This is a genomic window from Corynebacterium suranareeae (assembly GCF_002355155.1).
In the GTDB taxonomy this organism is placed as follows: domain Bacteria; phylum Actinomycetota; class Actinomycetes; order Mycobacteriales; family Mycobacteriaceae; genus Corynebacterium; species Corynebacterium suranareeae.
On sequence record NZ_AP017369.1, the window covers coordinates 1,739,484 to 1,756,406 of the forward strand.

The following is a 16,923-nucleotide window of genomic DNA, read 5'->3' on the forward strand; positions in this document are numbered from 1 at the left end:
CTGATGAATGTTAACTTCCTAGCAAAGTTAGCAATTCGCTGGGAAGAGTGAAATCTCCTGCCCCTGACCTAGGGGGTACTTTAGTGCATTTCGCAGGTCAAGACCGCGAAATCACTATCGCGACAAGAGATTTTACTGGAGGAATCTAGTTGATTTGAGTGTGTCACTAATCCACCTGCGTTGATCTATCAGCTAGTTTCGTTATAACTGGTCTAGAGGGTAAGTGTGCTAATGAACGAACTTATCTTCGAATTGCATGAGCTTTTGAACCATCTGACTTAAAATGTTTGATGGCTGGTGTGACTCCTGCAAGAAGTCCTCGTAGAGATCGGATACTAGAACAGCTAATGACTGAGCTTCCTGGCTTTTCGAAGTGGTACCACTTAACGAGATAAGACTGTGTAGTAATGAATACACATCACGTTCGGCTGAGGCATCTTGCAAGACAGCTGGAAAAGCCAGTACTGCTTTTCCTTTCGAATTAATTCGAATTTGTGATTGGTTGGTGAGACCAATGATAATTCCTGATTCATGTGCTTGGGCCATCGCTTGAGCAAAATCTACAAATGCACGTGCTACAGCAAGGGGATGAGCGGATGTCGGAGAAATCTTCTTAAGGGCGGTTCCAGAAACCCAATCTGAAACAACCACCAGGCCTGAGCCATACGGCTCCACCGTAATTTTTGGTGGAAAAGATCCGCTGTTAAGTGTATTGATCGATAATGTTCTCGAACGAACCTGCGCAATAGCTTCTTGAGACGTTTCAGCAGACCTTGTTAATCCATCGATGAACACTAACGAGACGGTTTTGTCGTTGTCTTGCTGGCGGGCTCTCCAAAATGTTGTTCTCAAAGTACCTCCCTCCATGGAAAGAAGCCGAAAACGACCTTGAACGACCAAAGACCCTGGAATCATGGGTTCGTCCACAACACCAAGATGCATTGGCAGCAGAACAGGCGTCTCACTAAATTCCGAAGAAGTCTGAATCTGCGATGTAGAGATGATGAAGTCTCGTTTTTTCTTACGCAAACCAGGTATTCGATCTATGATGCTACGAGCTTCCTGGAGACCAGAACGAGCCATGATCAAGAGTGTGACAGGTATAAAAATAGCACCGGCAAGCGCGGTTTTGAGTAGTTGACCAATGCTTCCGAGACTAGTGATAATGGCTTCAGCAAACTCTTCCACACCGTATGTGATGCTCCAGGCAACCAATATCCCACCAGTACTTGCGAGCAGTGCCCAAAACGACGTCTTTAGTATTGAACGTAAACCTAGACGACCGAATTTCTGCCGTAATAGACAAATTCCTATTACGGCACCTATGAGAAAACTCAGTCCATTAGCGATTCCCAAAAGTACTACAACACGATCTAGAGATGGGGAGATCAAAGGCGCTGATAGGGATAGTGCGATCTTAGATAGTGTGATACCTGTGATAACTAGAGTAGGTGTCCAAGCTTCTTCGCGGGCATAGAAAACACGTAGATGAAGAAGTACGAGTGCGTAAGGAATGAGGGTAAAACTGGAAAAGCTAAGTGTCATGCCAAGAATATCGGCAGTATGGGTATCAAAGCGTCCGTAGGAGAATAGACCTTGAGCGATTGGGACGCCGAAAACAGTTATGAAAATGACGATGGGGATTAATGCCATCAGGATCAATCTCGTTGCTGTTGAAAGGTCGCTTATAACGCCTTCATGATTATTATCAGCCGCTTTTCTTGCGAGTCTTGGCATAATCGCTGTCAATAGTGCTACGCCAATAATGCCATAGGGCATTTGGAGTAGTTGCCAATGCTGCTGGTAGATGATTAACGCGGCATTGTCCACCTCCGAAGCGATTCGCGTTGTGATGACATATCCTAGTTGCGAAATAGCCACGTAGACGATGATGGCTAAACCCATATTACCGAATTGTTTTAATCTAGCGTCTAACCCCCATAGCGGCCTGACATCAATGCCGGAACGTCGCAGATATCGAATCGTAATTGCTGATTGGGCGATGACACCAAGTGTTGTTCCTACCCCTAGAAGAAGAACGCTCGGGTTTAACACTCCCACTTGGTCTGCTTTATCTAAGCTAAGTGGCGCAAACCAGTAGATTCCAAAAACAATCAATGTAATGATGTTATTTGCGACAGGAGCCCATGCTCCAGGAGCAAAGACTCCTCGGACATTAAGTACTGCGACTAAAAGTGCGAACAGGCCGTAAAAGAAAATCTGAGGTAGCAAAAGATATGCAAAACTGACGGCCATCGTAATATTGACTTCGCCATCGTCTTTCAACAGAATTCGCGTCAAAAGTGGTGCCATGATGACTGCCAGGATTGTTACTCCGATCAGCACAGAAACACTTAGGGTGAGTAGCCTCCTAATAAATGCAGCACCATGATCAGGATCTTCCTTCTCTGCGCGAACCAACACCGGAACAACCAAAGATGTGAGAACGGCCCCGAGTACTATTTCAGTGATTAAGTTTGGGAGAGTGTTTGCCGCATTGAACGCCGAACCAATCGCTGGCCCCAAAACTGCCCCCATGACGACAGTTCGTAAAAACCCGGTAATGCGACTAAAGACTGTTGCTAGTGCCATCGAACCACTGGCGCGAATGACATCAGAATCTGACATTTCTACAATGTCATTGTTCTCTAAAGGTTTATGTTCATCAGAATACTCAGGTGTTAACCGCAACGAAGAGTAGTCGCTACCATCCTGATAATTTAGCTCTATTCTTTCCAGATGAATAGGAACCGGCGCTGGAGGATGAGGCGTTTTAAAACGAGACCTTAAATCAACTGGTTTTTGTCTTCCGACTCCTTTCTTCAGTTGTGAATTATCGGCAATAGGTCGTTCAATCATAAAAAGCCAATCTACAGCTCATGCTATTGTGCGGGATTAAGATTTCAACGCAGTGGACGTTCACCTCACCACACATAAGGGTGTATAGGTATTCCCAAGGGGTGTTCTGGACTAACGGATTAAGCTATCAAAGATAGAGGATAAATACATACTAGATTCAATAGTGTACATAGAAGAATGGCGAGAATAGCGGAAAACATCAATGATTTAAGCCAGTATTGACCTGCATAAATCATTGATGTGAATTCTGTATTGTGATTAGTTGCCGCGCTGATTTGGCAGCTAACATCCGCCAATATAGTAGGCGTTTTTCACGACGGCGTTTCCAAATCCTGACAAGTTGACGTTAAGTCGTGTAATTCCTGGTCCTACGCACATTGTCCGTGAAGGATACGCAAAGTTTCCATCAACTTGAATCTTCACATTTCCGCTTCCACAGTGTTTGTAGTAACTGGTCGATTTTGAGTTTCCGAAGGGGTCAAGTCCTTCTTGGATCAGGTAGTAGCCGCACTGTTCTTGAGCACTTGCCGAAGGCGCCAAGGCTGAAAAGCCAGTAAATGCAACGATTGCAGTGAGCACTGATACGGAAAATTTTCTCACAATTATGCCTCTCAAATAGGTAACATCGATTGAATTTCTCAATCGACTTGAACACTATGTGAGTCATCTGGGGAGGTCATCTCGTATACTTAAGTGCACCCTAACTTGGTGTTTTGCGCAAGATTTCTGAAGCTCATCCGTTGTCTGTGCTTAATAGTCACGGGCTCATCCTCTCTCATGGTTACGTCAATGAGCACAATCTCTCGACCGTTGTAAATCACGTGCTTGGTGGAGCCCCGGGAAGTCGACTGGAGAGGTGAAACATGTCCGTGATAGATCCTTCCAGGAAGGCACAAAAGTCAGTATTTTTGTTGCCGCCCTCTCAACTTCCGGGATGCTGTACACGTCAGCGGCTGGTTTAACGAGCAGATGCTGTCCTGGCTCTACGCCCGTCAGTAAGCCTTTGACTACTTCCGGTGGCATCCCTCGGATTGTTGTTCCCTATAATGCTTCTACTGCCACCAATCAGGTGACAAAACCACCAGGGTAACTTTTTTGCAACAGTAACCACTCGTTCACCACGTTGCACCCGAGTAACGGCTTCTTTCGTGGCAGGGCGTTCCGTGGGGTTGGGGACGTGGCGATTGGTTTGTGGGTTTAATACCCGGTGGGGTGCGTTTTTACCAACCGGTACACCGTGGCGTTTCAGAGCTAGGTAGATCGTTGATGGGTGGATCCCAAGATCTACTGCTACGTCTTTTACTCGCTGCCCGTCGGCTATTCGGCGGACCGCCTCCTGGGTTGTGGGTTGTTCTCTGCTGGTTATTGGTGGACACTCCTTTAGGAAGAAGGTGTCGCATCCATCACCTGACAAGGCCCTTCACATACGAACCGTGGTGATCCTAGTGATACTATGACCTCGGCTGACTCCTGCCCCATCAGACCACCCCGTAAATCCAATCTGCTCACAAAAAGCAGGCACTAGGACAGCCCTCCCCGGTTAAGAGGCTCTTCGGTTTTTATACAACGGATCCTGGCTGAAACCACTACGTTGGTATTTCTCCCGCTGTAAGCGTTGCCGGCAGGCGGTGAGCTTATCACCAGGAAGCCGCACCACATGGAATGGATCCATCACGCGACGAGCAGAAAGAATCAATTCTTTGACTATCCGTGGCATAGCCTTGGAACCCATCCATAGACACGATACGAATCTGATTGCGAAACTTTTCACCCCGGTCGGCAAGCCAGGACCGTAGCGCATTAGCACTTCTACCTGGGACGACATCTAATAGCCGGGCAGGACACCGTGAGTTATGCCGGTGGCCGGTCATATCGACAATGACGGTGACAAACCCATCACCATGCTTAGCCCTATTGTGCGACCATTTATGCTCGTCCACCCCGATGACATACGCCCCATCAAGATGGTGTGGGTCGTTATAGACCAGTTCACGGCACATATCGAGGGCTAGTTGGCAGGTTAAATCCCACCCAATTCCTAGTGCTTTTAATGTTGCGTGGACACTCATCCGGTAGATGGCTAGGCGTTGTAAAATCCAGCGGGTAACCCGGTGGGTGACTTTTTTACCGTGGTCGGCGCAGCTTAGTTCTGCTTGGAAATACTTTTGCTTACACTTCGGGTTGGTGCAGCGGTAGCGAGGTAGTCGGATACGTAGTTTGGTGGGAAACCCGACGATGGGTAAATCAATGAGCATCCGGTGGACATGATTACGAAACACCCCTGGTGTAGAGCATTCTGGGCAGGTGCTGGTGTAATCGAGTGCGTCTGCTTCGATCAGGGTGTAATCACCTGCATCGCAAGCGCCGGTGATGGTGAGTCCTAGTTCCGCTGCGGGGAGATGGTGTCAGCGATGATGTTGCCGGTAGACTACCACGGGTAGAGCCTTTTGTTGGTGTGTGGTTGGATTCGATACCTAAACCTTAACCCCGACAAAAGGCTCGTTTATTTTCTGTGACACACCGCTAGCCCGGGTTCTGTGATGTACCCCAAAACCGGGCCGGTTAAGAACATATACTTTTCATCTATGACCGCCACTTTTACCCAACTGCTGATTCGGTGGAACGGGCTTCGACGTCTTTTGCCGCCTTGCCCCAACAACCAGGCCTTATATGTGATTCATATTCCTTAGGTCGCAGATATTTGCTTGAAACTTCCTCCCCACAACACCTCACGATGCTGCAGTTGCCATCAGCTACGAAGTTAAACCACCGTCACTCCCAGGGACTTACACCCTGTAGTACATACCCATACCGGGTGAACTATTTAAAGGGCCCAACGAACAAAACCGTTGAGCCCTTTGATCAGTTCCTACTTTGTGGATTTAGGTAACTGTGAACGACGAATGATTAAGCCGCACAGTAATGCGGCTACTCCCCACGCGCTCAGCCAGAATTGCTCTACTACATAAAGCTCAACGCTAGGAAGCAGCCTGCTGGCGATCACCAAAACTACCGCAATGCTCAAAGAAATAATCTGAGTTTTTGAGCTCGGCTCGTACTTACTTGTAGTGGCAAAGGCGCCGAGGATGATCGCCGCGACGAGGATCATCAAAAAACCTGGGGTAATGGCAAAGGTTTTCAGCATTCCGGAGGTAAACAGCTCAATCGCTGCAAAAACTAACAACACCAAGCCTAAAGCTACAAAGGCACCGCCAATGCGAATACCCGCCGGCACACTGCGCCAGGTAGCGCGGCCTTCAAGGCTTGTGAGCTTTTTTAATGATCTTCCAGATGCTGAACTCATAATGTGACATACCCTACTAGTTCTCGTACCAACCCCACACAATCGACCTGCCAAGAGTGTGGAAATAAAGGTTGAAGCCCAGAACGGTGGGGGTAGCGTCGGGGGAGATATCTAGTTTCTCTACATCTAGGGCGTGGACGGCAAAGAGATAGCGGTGAGGTCCATGTCCCTCTGGTGGTTGAGCTCCGTAGAAGCCACGCTTGCCAGAATCGCCCTTGAGGGAAATAACTCCGTCGATGCCACCTAAGGTTTCATCGCCAGCACCGGTGGGGATCTCAGTAACAGTTGCTGGGATGTTGAACACTGCCCAGTGCCAGAAACCAGCGCCGGTTGGGGCGTCTGGGTCGAGGCAGGTGATCGCAAGGGACTTAGTGCCTTCTGGGAGATCTGACCAGGAAAGCTGCGGGGAAATATCGGTGCCACCGAGTTGGTCTTCGGAAAGCTTTGCGCCGTTGTCCAAATCGGTGGAACTAAGAGGGAAGCTTGGTTTATCACCAAGTGGTGCGTAAGGATCAGGGCCGGGGAAACGATCATCTTGGTAAGTGCTCATGCCTTCGTTTCTACCCCAATTCACTATCTTTTGTGGCGAATTGGAACTATTGCGCACTCCATCGTTGATACAGCTGCGCGTATCGGCCATCTACGTTAAGTAATTCCTGGTGGGTGCCGTCTTCGATGATGCGTCCTTGTTCCATCACGATTATTCGATCAGCGACCACCGCTTGATCAAGGCGGTGTGCAACAACCAAGGTGGTGCGGTTATGCGATATTTCCGTGGCGGCTTTTTCCAACATGCGCGCGTTGTCGCTGCCGGCTTCACTGGTGGCTTCATCCATAATCAGCACGGGTGGATCCCGAAGTACAATGCGGGCAAGTGAGATTTGCTGTTGGATTTCAGGTGTGAGTTCTTCTGCGCCTGCTCCAATGTGGGTGTCTAAGCCGGATGGAAAGAAGCGTCGAAAAGCGCTTGTATTTTGCCCAAGCCCTACAACCTCAAGCGCGGCGTAAAGCTGCGCGTCTGAGGCGTGTGCATCTGCCATTCGCAGGTCCTCAGCCAGCGTGCCGGCAAAAAGGTGGACCTCCTGGCTAATGAGGGCAACTTGGCGGGTGGTCCAGGTATCGGAAACCGTGGCGGTGTTGATTTCCCCGATCAAAACGGATCCTGAATCCGGGCGTTGCAGGCCCGCAATAACTCCAGCAAGTGTTGATTTCCCCGCACCAGAAGTACCCACTAGCGCGGTTGTTGTGCCAGCTTCCAGCACCAAATTGAAATCCTCCAAGATTGCGACGCCACCAGGATATTTGAAGGTCACATCGCGCACCGTTACAGAAGGCGCACCGACACAATCAGCAGGCTCAGACAAAAGCCCCGTGCGACGCGCCATCTGCGCAAGGGCAACCGCACGACCGAGGGAGGTTGACGCACTTTGGATCTCAGAGGCGAAAAACAGCACGTTAAACACGTGAACTTCCATGCGCACGACAACGAAAACCGCAGCTGTTGCTGCACCAATGCTCATGGCATCCCGAGCAACCCACAAAGCACTCAGCCCAAACACGCCGATTAAAAGCAACCCATAGGCAATCGAACCCAGCGCTAAAAGGCGGGTAAAAATCGGCGCACGATCAGCTGTTGCCTGCACCGCCGTCCACGATGCCTGGCGCATTCGCTGCACACCCCACGCACCAAGCTTGAGCACACGCAAAGTGTCAATGCCGCGGATCGTATCGAGAAGCAGATTGTTTCGACGCGCCTCCGTACTAGACACAATATTGGTAGCCGAAGGAATCGCCCGTACTGTCTTTCTCCCACTTGGAATAAGCAAAAGGACAACAAGGACGAAAAGCACCACGAAAGACCAATGAATGGTGATCAACGCAATCAACGAACTGGGCAAAATCAAGATCGTGATCACCAAACGCACACCCACCATGCTGACAATGCGCACCGTATTATCAATATCTTGGGTCAGCCGGCTAATCACATTGCCAGTACCAAGCTCCATCACATCAGGAACCGGCGCGCGCAACGCCGAAGACAGCGCAGCTTTACGCAGATCAACCGACAGTCGACGTGCCAAGGTGTTGATCACCAATTGCAGCAGCGCGCGGCCAGCGGTTTCCGCCAAAATACCTGCCCCAACCAAGCCAAGCAGCCAGGCCATTGCCTGCGATCCTGAACCAATCAGCGGCAACGACTGCCCATTGATCAGATCAACGGAATAGCCCAGCAGGTTAGAAGTCCCAACCATAGCGACCACAGTAATTATGCTGATTGCAAAGAAACTCACATACCACCACGGCCGTGGACGCGATGGCATGGTTTTTAGCTCCCGCCACGACTCCGCCAACCCGGCAGGCTGCAACGCATCCGCCACACGCATCTAGCTCACACCTTCCGAAAAATCAGATTGCATCTGATTTGCCACGCCGTGCCACGTAGGGTTCGAAGTAATCACGACGGTTTTCCGGCCACGGCGAAGCTTTTCGACGCGATGTGCCACTTCATCCAGCGTCACAGTATCCAACCCGGTGGTGGGCTCATCCAAAATCAACACCTCAGGATCGGCGGCCAAGAACCTGGCTAAGGCAATTCGCTGGCGCTGACCACCAGACAAGTTCAATCCGGCCTCACCGATCAAGGTCTCCGGAAGCGTGAATTCTCCTGGGGTGTTGAGGTTAGCATTTAGTCGGCTAATGATGTCTTCACAACTGGCAGCCTGCAAAGCAGCACGAAGCATATCGGGAGAAACCGTGCCCAAAGGATTCAAATTATCCTCAAGCACACCTTCAAAAACACTCACCCTGTGCGGTGCGATGATCACATCATCCCTGGATTGCAATGCTTCCAACTCATGGTCAATAACCTCTCGGTCCTGCGCAGTCAAAGGATTCCACACTGTAATCCCAGCTTTAAACTCCCGCGCAGGATGCTCCGTACGAGGCTGCACTACGGACTTATCCAAATCAGTGACCAATTTTTGCACCCGAGTTGTCGACGCCTGTCCCCTCGCCCAAATCTCCGTCATCATCCCCAACGACACCCCCAACACCGTCAGCGACGGAGGAACCAACAACGTTACGGAAATCATTTCACCACCAGAGATTTCCCCATTAAACGCCAACATCGCAGCATATGACAGCAACCCAACAGAAAACGCGGCAGGGACAATCTGGCGGACAAACGTCAACAACGACTGCAAACGAACTTCCCTCAGCATGATCTTCAGCGCAGCATCCGCAGCAGCACCAAAGCGCTCTTCCGTTTGAGCAACCGCACCCAACCCCTTCACCACCCTGGATCCCTGCGCCACATCAGTAGCCAAAGATATCGATTTAGCCTCAGCTTCACGCCTGTGCGCAGAAATCTTAGTTAAAGGAGTAGCCGTGAAATACGATGCCAACGCAGTGCATACTCCCCCAACCACCAACAACCCTGCAATCAACGGCGAAATAGGAGCAATAGAAAACGTAGAACCCAACAAATAGCCCACCATCATCACCGGAAAATTAAGAATCTGCTTCAACCCACCGACCTGAACAGAATCCTGATCAACAGTATTTAAGACCTCACCTGGAGTCAGTGAATTGCGCGGCGTAGAAACCAACTTTCCAGAAAGCTCCAAGCGCAAACTATGCACCACCCGCGCACTAGAAAGATCAGTCAACGCATCCGAGGTTCCTTCCAAGACATAAATTACCCACAACAACACAGCAAGAGCCACTGACACCACAAGCACTGGCAGCAATTCACCAGACCCAAAAGCCCACTCAGTGCCCCGTCCAACCACCAACGACGTCACAGCACCAAGCATGCTGGAAACAAGCATGCCCACGATCAACAACCACGTAGCACCAGGAAAAGCCCATAACAGCGCCCACGCGCCCTTAACAGGTGTGGAACCCTCCAATTTAGGAAGCAAGGGTGTGCCCTCTTTAGAAGATTCCGGAACAAACCAGGACCATGTGCGCATCCTGGGAAATTCATTCGTCATGGCGCAAACATTACCGCAGCCTAATGTTGTTTGTACTTACAGTTTTGTAAGTAACCTCGTAAGGAACTATTCGGCTTTCTGGTTAGTGACCTGCAGATTTGTGTTCCTTTAAAGACTCGGGCTATTGTTTATTTCGTGCCAAGGGCAATATGCCCTTAAAACACCCAGCCCGGGTGGCGGAATGGCAGACGCGCTAGCTTGAGGTGCTAGTGTCCTATTAACGGACGTGGGGGTTCAAGTCCCCCTCCGGGCACACTGTGTTGAGACAGTATTTAAGACTCTGAACTTAACTTTAAAGTCCAGGGTCTTACCTTATGCCTTGTATCTAAATCTAGATTTGGATATTCACTCACACACCCAGCCCGGGTGGCGGAATGGCAGACGCGCTAGCTTGAGGTGCTAGTGTCCTATTAACGGACGTGGGGGTTCAAGTCCCCCTCCGGGCACGATATGGAACCACCCTTCTTAGGAAGGGTGGTTTTTGTTCATCCGTGTGTACATAAGACCACAAGATTTCCGGATTTTGGCCCCCATTTTGCCAATATCTTGTGGTCTTATGTACACAGGTTCTTGAAAAACGCTCCCGGTCTATCCTGCCTGATCCCAATTCTTTTGATCGCTACTATGGACGCTATGAGTCCCACCGTATCCCCCGCCCGACAAGCTGACTACCAAGCAATCATCGGAATCTTGGTTGAAGCATTTGCCAACGATCCGGCATTCCTGCGGTGGATCCCACAACCAGACCCAGGCTCAGCAAAACTACGGGCACTTTTTGAACTCCAAATTGAAAAACAATATGCACAAGCCGGCGATATTGATGTCGCTCGAAACACCGAAGGCGACATCGTGGGCGTCGCCCTGTGGGATCGACCCGATGGAAAACACGGTGCTAAAGATCAAGCAGCGATGCTTCCCCGTCTAGTTTCCATTTTCGGAATTAAAGCAGCACAAGTCATTTGGACAGATTTAAACTCAGCTCGCTTTCATCCCAAATTCCCCCATTGGTACCTCTACACTCTGGCAGCATCCAAGTCTGCACAAGGAACTGGTGTAGGAAGCGCATTACTTAAACATGGCATTGATCGCGCCGGTGATGAGGCAATCTATCTAGAAGCAACGTCAACTCGAGTTGCCCAGCTGTACAATCGCTTAGGTTTTGTTCCCATGGGCTACATTCCTTCCGACGATGAAGGGATCCCAGAATTAGCGATGTGGAAACCACCAGTCATGCCGGCTTCCTAAAGTTGCCCCAACGAATACTCCGAACAATCCCCGGTGTGAAGTGGTCTGCCCTTGCGGTGGAGAAAATTTTGATCACGGGGATACAGCTGTATGGTATTTCTGTGCATAAAAAAGGTGAGAACGAGGATAATCCAGCAGAATTAGCAGGAAGACTCAACACACCAATCGCAACCATCTTTCACTTTTTTAGTTCCCTTTTTAAAGATGCGGTTTCTAGCATCCTGCATTGGAGTCTCACCAAGAAGGTTCTCGTCTCATTAGCGCTCATTGTCATTTTGGCGGTTACATTTCTAGTAGATGTGCCACCGGTCTCGGTGTACCGCGAATGGGGTCACAATGCTGGTGATGCTTTCATCCTGTTGTTTTGTGCTTTCTATATTCTGGTTACCCAATTCCCTATCCCGCGGACCTTCCTCACATTAGCCTCGGGAATTCTATTTGGGCCGATCGTAGGTTCCATCGTGGCCTTGGGATCTACCACCCTTTCTGCGGTGATTTCTCTGGTGATCGTTCGACGTCTTCTTGGTGACTGGATGGCACCACGATTAACGCACCCGGCAGTTTCACGGATCAACACCAGGCTTGAACACCGGGGCTGGTTGGCTATTACATCGCTTCGGATGATTGCTGCGGTTCCCTTTTCGATCCTTAATTATGTTGCAGCACTAACCAGTGTTCCGGTGTTATCTTTTGCGGTTGCTACGCTCATTGGCTCTGCTCCGGGCACCATCGTCACTGCGGTTTTAGGAGATGCTGTGACTGGTTCGGGAAACTGGACTGCCGTGGCCTTTTCCGTATTTTTAGCTGTTTTAGGTGTTTTTGGCATTTTTTTAGACCAAAAGATGCCAGTCAAGCCTGGAAAGTAGACATAATGAGGTAGAGTTGGAGGAGATTCTTTAAACCTTTGCCATCAGGGCGAATTCAACATGATAAAGGGGGCAGCCACCCATGTGGGCACTGCATGCCAGATACCGCGGCCGCGATACAAGAAGAGCCGAGTTGGTTAAGAGATTTGCAGAAGCTTTGTCCACGTTGGAAGGCGCTGGCCAATTTGAGCTCATTGGTGTTGAAGAAATCCGAGCACACATCACCTCCCCTGTTACTACGTGCGATGTCGTGATGGCACTTCTTGCTGCTGGGGATTGGGCAATCGGCATGGGCGTGGTCCCCTCGACAGATGCAGAACTTGATGAAGCCGACGAGGCCCGCATCGAACAAGCCAAGAAAGCTGCTTCGGATGCGCTTCGCCCCACTGCCAAAGCTGGCACCGTCAAGGTAAGAATCGCCGGAATGAAGCGAGACAATGCTCATGCCTTTAATATCTCTGCGGCTTTTACTTTGATCGGGCAGGTTCTGTCCAAACGAACCCAGGAAGGCAGAGAAGCAACATCTCTTGTGCGCTCGGGCCTTAACCAAAATGAGGCTGCCCAGGAGCTTGGAATTTCTAAGCAGGCAATGTCACAGCGTTTGCAAGCTGCAGGATGGCAAGCAGAGTCTGCTGGGTGGCAGCTTGCTGTAAATCTCATCGAGCATGCAGGTAAACGCTAACTCCCCGAGAGCCAAAACCAGAGCAGCCATTCAAGGCACTCCGACTTAGACCCAAAACAAAATAAAGGCTATCACCTGGAAAAACTTAGGTTTCCAGACGATAGCCTTTACTTAATTCCCCCTAATTTTGATAAGGATCTTCCCGGTGCTTTCCTGTGGTCTCTTCTGGGTCAGTAGCCTGCTGTGGCTCAGGGAAACTTTGAGCATAGTTTGCTGATGGTGGAGCTGCCTCAACTTCTGGCTGTGTGGAGTTCCCATTTTGCAGGGCATCAAGGACAGCTTCGGGCTCAACACGTCGTGATGGTTTCGGGGTGAGCAATTCCGCTGGATCTGGATCAACAGGTTTGTTAGCTACCGCGTTAGCGGCGGCAACAGCTGCAGCGATCTCAGGATCAGATTCGGTGGAGAACCAATCATCAACGTTATCTGCGTTTGCGATATCGCGGGTTTCTTCGTCCACTGTGTTTGGCTCGTAGCGGAACACTCCTTCAGAGTCTTTCGCACCGAATTGTTTGGCAAAGCCTTCTAGTGAATCCGAGAACTGGCTTGGAATTACCCACATCTTGGAGGCATTGCCCTCTGCGATTTTAGGTAGCTTTTCTAGGTATTGGTAGGCCAGAACCTCAGGAGTCAACTTAGCAGACTTGATTGCCGCATTGACCTTTTGGATTGCTCGAGCTTCACCTTGTGCCTGCAGATAGCGAGCGGCTCGTTCACCTTCAGCGCGCAGGATCATTGCTTGGCGTTCAGCTTCAGCATTCAAAATAGCCGCATGCTTTTCACCTTCGGCTTGAAGGATCTTGGCCTGCTTTTCACCTTCGGCAGTTTTAATATCAGCTTCGCGTTGACCTTCGGCCGTCAAGATGGTGGCGCGCTTTTCACGGTCAGCCTTCATCTGCTTTTCCATCGACTGCTGGATGGATGGCGGCGGATCAATGGCTTTTAGTTCCACGCGGCTGATGCGCAAACCCCATTTGGTGGTAGCTGCATCAAGTTCACCGCGTAGACGACGGTTAATAACTTCGCGGGAAGTCAAGGTTTCTTCCAGTGTCATGCCACCGACAACGTCACGCAAAGTTGCAACGGAAATCTGTTCCACACCTACGATGTAGTTGTCCACGCCGTAGATGGCTCGCTCAGGTTCGTTGATCTGGAAGGTCACCACAATATCGATGGCCACAGTCAGGTTATCTTGGGTGATTACAGCCTGAGGTGGGAAGGAAACCACGCGTTCACGGGTATCAATCTTGGCACGGACTCGGTCCACAAACGGGACCAGCAAGGTTAAGCCACCAGAAACGGTTCGAGTGTAACTACCTAGGCGTTCAATTACAGCGGCTTCACCCTGAGGAATCAGGGCTATGGACTTGATCACCACGACGGCGACGAAGACCAGGAAAACTATGGCGAGGATCAGTCCTGTCATCGTTACTCCAGTTTATATTGGGATTGTTATGTTTCTTTCCAAACAATCGCGGTGGTGCCTTGGATGTCGATGACACTGACAATTTCACCTTCCGCGAATGTATGTGCTGGATCCATACTTCTAGCTGACCAAATAGATCCATCAAGGCGTACCTGTCCGCCGGTCGCGCCGACTTCTTCAAGTACTTCGGCGCGATGACCTACTAGGGCACGAGGCGAGGCATCCAGCACTTGTGGCTTGAGCATCCGTTTTCTAATGGCAGGCCTCACTAATAGCAGTAACGCTGCGGCGGAGACTGCAAAGGTGACAAATTCAGCCCACACCGGCACACCGATGAGTGATACACCCGCAGTTGCCAACGCGGCTCCGCCGAGCATCAATAACGTGAACTCTCCCACTGCCAATTCAAGGCCAGCGAGAACCAATGCGCCGATAAACCAAATTATTGCTCCCACGCAGGCCACCCTACATAATTTGCCCCAACGAGGCAGGATTTACTGTCAACTTACCCCTCGACCTTGCCTAGGCCAGGACGTCTTCCTTGCTTAGATCGTGATTGGTCACAAAATCCACCAAGCGTTCCACAGCACCGATCAAGGTGTAGTCCAAGTCGCGGAACGAGTTTACTGCTGAGTAGACGCGGTGCCACCCTTCTTGAGGGTCTGACCAGCCTACACGTTTGCAAATTCCGGTCTTCCAATCCTCACCATATGGCACCTCGGGCCATGCTTTAAGCCCTAAGCGTTCTGGTTTCACAGCTGCCCAAATGTCGATATATGGGTGTCCGGTGACCGCTACATCAGCAGGTAAAGATTGCGTCATGCGAGTTTCTTTAGAACCTTCAACCAAGTGATCTGCGAGCACTCCGATGCGTCGTCCAGGTCCGGGCTGAAATTCAGCAAGTCGTTCTTCTAAGTTATCGAGGCCTTCAAGGTATTCCACAACGACGCCTTCAACCCGAAGATCATGCCCCCACACTTTTTCCACAATGGCTGCATCATGAATTCCCTCAACCCAAATCCGGGAAGGAGCTGCAACTTTCGCCTGCACATTTTCTACACGCCTCGAACCAGAGTTAGATTTCCGAGGCGCCTGCTTTTCCACAAAACGGGTGAGATTGACTATTTGGCCATCGATCATAAATGCACCTTTGCGCAGCTTATACAGCGCCTCGCGGCCACGACGATCCTCCAAGCGCACGAAATCGCCATCATAGGTGCGCTCAAATCCCGTGACCGCACCAACAAAGCCATCTCCACGAACTTCTACAACGAGGCCAGGTTTCGCCGGGACATCGGGATACTCAGGCTGTTTGTTGCGGGCGTGCCCACCCAAGATATCTCCGGCATAAGGATCAGAAAAACTCATGCTTCACCACCTTAGTAAAACACTGCACTACACTTTGCTAACACTATGGAAATTCGCGCAAATGTTTATTCACCACTTCAAAACACCGCGGTGTGGTTGGGTGCGTGGCTTTATGATCTTGTTGAAACCGAAGACGTCATTGACGCGTTCGTCGATTTAGGCGGCCCCCATGTTTTCGGCGACGGTGGTTTGCTCGATCTATTGCGCACGATTAAAGAATTAACTGCAACGCTTATCGACGCCCCCTTCGACGGCCCCATTTTAACCCTCGCACTCAGTGGCCCCGGCCAGGTGCCGGCTTTGCCGGCAGGTTCACGCGCTGCGACGTTGGCCTCCGCTTCGAAGGAGGGTGCGTTGGTGGTCGGTGGCGTCGATAAGCAATCTGCTTGGGCGTTGATTCCCGCGCGCGGAAAAGATGCCACGACCTGGGATCTTGTGGAGGTAGAAGGATTCATGCCGGCGATGACCGTGACTTCGCCCGGTGAGGCGGATCAATTGCTTCGGCAGGCCACAGACCAAGCAGCGCGCATCATTGAGTCAAGTGCATATGCTTCACTAGCGCCAAATTCCTTGAAGAATCCACGACTAACTGTGGGCATGTTGTCCGATTTTTACGACACCCCCGGCCTTCCCTACGCCGTTCCTGAGCGGTCCGCAAAGCTGTTTGCCCGCGCTGACCGCGTGGCCGCGATTGCAGAAACCGTGCAAGAAATCATTGGGGATCACAGTCTGGATCCCCAACTGATTTCCCTATGGAGCCATATCCGCACCGCACGGATGGCTGGCGTTAGTTATGCGCTAGCCGAATTCGCGCGGGACTATCACTCCTAGCCCTGGGCGGTACCTAGAAACCGTCATTTTCGACCAAATCCATAGGCAAAACAAGGGATTCTTGGTTAGCAGATGAAATTTACTGTCCTTGATACGGGCGTATTTGACCAAGAACTGCATTTCCTCGCGCGTTTTTGGTCACCAGGTGAAGTGGGGTAGAAAACAGCTCAAAGAGGCTAGGAAAAGTGACCTCACAGAATCGCGCCTAACGGCTTTTTGGTCTGCAGACGATACAAACACTCATCCGAAAACTTAGAGCCCTTAAACAAGCTGTAAACACCTCATGCCCGTAGTGGTTTCTTAAGTTCGATTTCACGGTGTCGAGTTCTCAAGCTCAATACCTTGAA

The 16,923-nt window shown here is 50.5% G+C and carries 14 protein-coding genes, 2 tRNA genes and 1 pseudogene; 6 read left to right on the forward strand and 11 right to left on the reverse strand.

Features of this window, described 5'->3' with window-relative positions:
- Positions 1–228 precede the first annotated feature (228 nt).
- From murJ to N24_RS08220, 8 genes and pseudogenes are all read right to left on the reverse strand, one after another.
- Entirely contained in the window at positions 229–2,859 is a 2,631-nt protein-coding gene (gene murJ, locus N24_RS08195) for a murein biosynthesis integral membrane protein MurJ (protein ID WP_096455948.1), read from the reverse strand.
- 282 nt (positions 2,860–3,141) lie between these two features.
- Positions 3,142–3,459: a DUF6355 family natural product biosynthesis protein gene (locus N24_RS16710; protein ID WP_408607603.1), complete on the reverse strand. Its 318-nt coding sequence runs from the start codon at positions 3,457–3,459 to the stop codon at positions 3,142–3,144.
- Positions 3,460–3,817: 358 nt separating this feature from the next.
- Positions 3,818–4,273: a helix-turn-helix domain-containing protein gene (locus N24_RS16715; protein ID WP_408607591.1), complete on the reverse strand. Its 456-nt coding sequence runs from the start codon at positions 4,271–4,273 to the stop codon at positions 3,818–3,820.
- A 135-nt stretch (positions 4,274–4,408) separates the two neighbouring features.
- Positions 4,409–5,275 (reverse strand): annotated as a pseudogene (locus N24_RS08200) (ISL3 family transposase); the annotation flags it as partial.
- Between the two features lie 453 nt (positions 5,276–5,728).
- Positions 5,729–6,163: a hypothetical protein gene (locus tag N24_RS08205; protein WP_096455950.1), complete on the reverse strand. Its 435-nt coding sequence runs from the start codon at positions 6,161–6,163 to the stop codon at positions 5,729–5,731.
- A 16-nt stretch (positions 6,164–6,179) separates the two neighbouring features.
- Positions 6,180–6,713, reverse strand: coding sequence for a YbhB/YbcL family Raf kinase inhibitor-like protein (locus N24_RS08210; protein ID WP_096455952.1), 534 nt, complete (start codon positions 6,711–6,713; stop codon positions 6,180–6,182).
- A 46-nt stretch (positions 6,714–6,759) separates the two neighbouring features.
- Positions 6,760–8,484 carry an ABC transporter ATP-binding protein gene (locus tag N24_RS08215; RefSeq protein ID WP_231911072.1) on the reverse strand — a complete coding sequence of 575 codons (1,725 nt, stop codon included), beginning with the start codon at positions 8,482–8,484 and terminating at the stop codon, positions 6,760–6,762.
- A gap of 63 nt (positions 8,485–8,547) precedes the next feature.
- Positions 8,548–10,158, reverse strand: coding sequence for an ABC transporter transmembrane domain-containing protein (locus N24_RS08220; RefSeq protein ID WP_231910940.1), 1,611 nt, complete (start codon positions 10,156–10,158; stop codon positions 8,548–8,550).
- A gap of 167 nt (positions 10,159–10,325) precedes the next feature.
- Here N24_RS08220 and N24_RS08225 point away from each other — a divergent pair.
- The 5 genes from N24_RS08225 (at position 10,326) to N24_RS08245 (ending at position 12,951) form a co-directional block, all read left to right on the forward strand.
- Positions 10,326–10,411, forward strand: a tRNA-Leu gene (locus N24_RS08225).
- 107 nt (positions 10,412–10,518) lie between these two features.
- Positions 10,519–10,604 (forward strand) — tRNA-Leu (locus tag N24_RS08230).
- A gap of 187 nt (positions 10,605–10,791) precedes the next feature.
- Positions 10,792–11,403, forward strand: coding sequence for a GNAT family N-acetyltransferase (locus tag N24_RS08235; protein ID WP_096455960.1), 612 nt, complete (start codon positions 10,792–10,794; stop codon positions 11,401–11,403).
- Between the two features lie 101 nt (positions 11,404–11,504).
- Positions 11,505–12,269, forward strand: coding sequence for a TVP38/TMEM64 family protein (locus N24_RS08240; RefSeq protein WP_096459970.1), 765 nt, complete (start codon positions 11,505–11,507; stop codon positions 12,267–12,269).
- A gap of 82 nt (positions 12,270–12,351) precedes the next feature.
- The gene (locus tag N24_RS08245) at positions 12,352–12,951 is read left to right on the forward strand and encodes a MarR family transcriptional regulator (protein ID WP_096455962.1); all 600 of its coding nucleotides are present in this window, start codon (positions 12,352–12,354) and stop codon (positions 12,949–12,951) included.
- Between the two features lie 121 nt (positions 12,952–13,072).
- On the opposite strand, the gene N24_RS08250 is transcribed toward N24_RS08245, so the two are convergent.
- From N24_RS08250 to N24_RS08260, 3 genes are all read right to left on the reverse strand, one after another.
- A complete protein-coding gene (locus tag N24_RS08250; protein WP_096455964.1) occupies positions 13,073–14,377 on the reverse strand; it encodes an SPFH domain-containing protein in 1,305 nt (434 codons plus the stop codon).
- A gap of 26 nt (positions 14,378–14,403) precedes the next feature.
- Positions 14,404–14,832, reverse strand: coding sequence for an NfeD family protein (locus N24_RS08255; RefSeq protein ID WP_096455966.1), 429 nt, complete (start codon positions 14,830–14,832; stop codon positions 14,404–14,406).
- A gap of 67 nt (positions 14,833–14,899) precedes the next feature.
- Complete coding sequence (locus N24_RS08260) at positions 14,900–15,745, reverse strand: DUF3097 domain-containing protein (protein WP_096455968.1); 846 nt, start codon at positions 15,743–15,745, stop codon at positions 14,900–14,902.
- Between the two features lie 45 nt (positions 15,746–15,790).
- Here N24_RS08260 and N24_RS08265 point away from each other — a divergent pair, with 45 nt between their 5' ends.
- Positions 15,791–16,576 carry a hypothetical protein gene (locus tag N24_RS08265; protein WP_096455971.1) on the forward strand — a complete coding sequence of 262 codons (786 nt, stop codon included), beginning with the start codon at positions 15,791–15,793 and terminating at the stop codon, positions 16,574–16,576.
- Positions 16,577–16,923 lie beyond the last annotated feature (347 nt).

What these genes read in the sequence shown, in the direction of transcription:
- N24_RS08205 (WP_096455950.1), bottom strand. Translation starts at nt 6,163, where the DNA reads ATGAGTTCAGCATCTGGAAGATCATTAAAAAAGCTCACAAGCCTTGAA.
- N24_RS08260 (WP_096455968.1), bottom strand. Translation starts at nt 15,745, where the DNA reads ATGAGTTTTTCTGATCCTTATGCCGGAGATATCTTGGGTGGGCACGCC.
- N24_RS08215 (WP_231911072.1), bottom strand. Translation starts at nt 8,484, where the DNA reads ATGCCATCGCGTCCACGGCCGTGGTGGTATGTGAGTTTCTTTGCAATC.
- murJ (WP_096455948.1), bottom strand. Translation starts at nt 2,859, where the DNA reads ATGATTGAACGACCTATTGCCGATAATTCACAACTGAAGAAAGGAGTC.
- N24_RS08220 (WP_231910940.1), bottom strand. Translation starts at nt 10,158, where the DNA reads ATGACGAATGAATTTCCCAGGATGCGCACATGGTCCTGGTTTGTTCCG.
- N24_RS08265 (WP_096455971.1), top strand. Translation starts at nt 15,791, where the DNA reads ATGGAAATTCGCGCAAATGTTTATTCACCACTTCAAAACACCGCGGTG.
- N24_RS08245 (WP_096455962.1), top strand. Translation starts at nt 12,352, where the DNA reads ATGTGGGCACTGCATGCCAGATACCGCGGCCGCGATACAAGAAGAGCC.
- N24_RS08210 (WP_096455952.1), bottom strand. Translation starts at nt 6,713, where the DNA reads ATGAGCACTTACCAAGATGATCGTTTCCCCGGCCCTGATCCTTACGCA.
- N24_RS08250 (WP_096455964.1), bottom strand. Translation starts at nt 14,377, where the DNA reads ATGACAGGACTGATCCTCGCCATAGTTTTCCTGGTCTTCGTCGCCGTC.
- N24_RS08235 (WP_096455960.1), top strand. Translation starts at nt 10,792, where the DNA reads ATGAGTCCCACCGTATCCCCCGCCCGACAAGCTGACTACCAAGCAATC.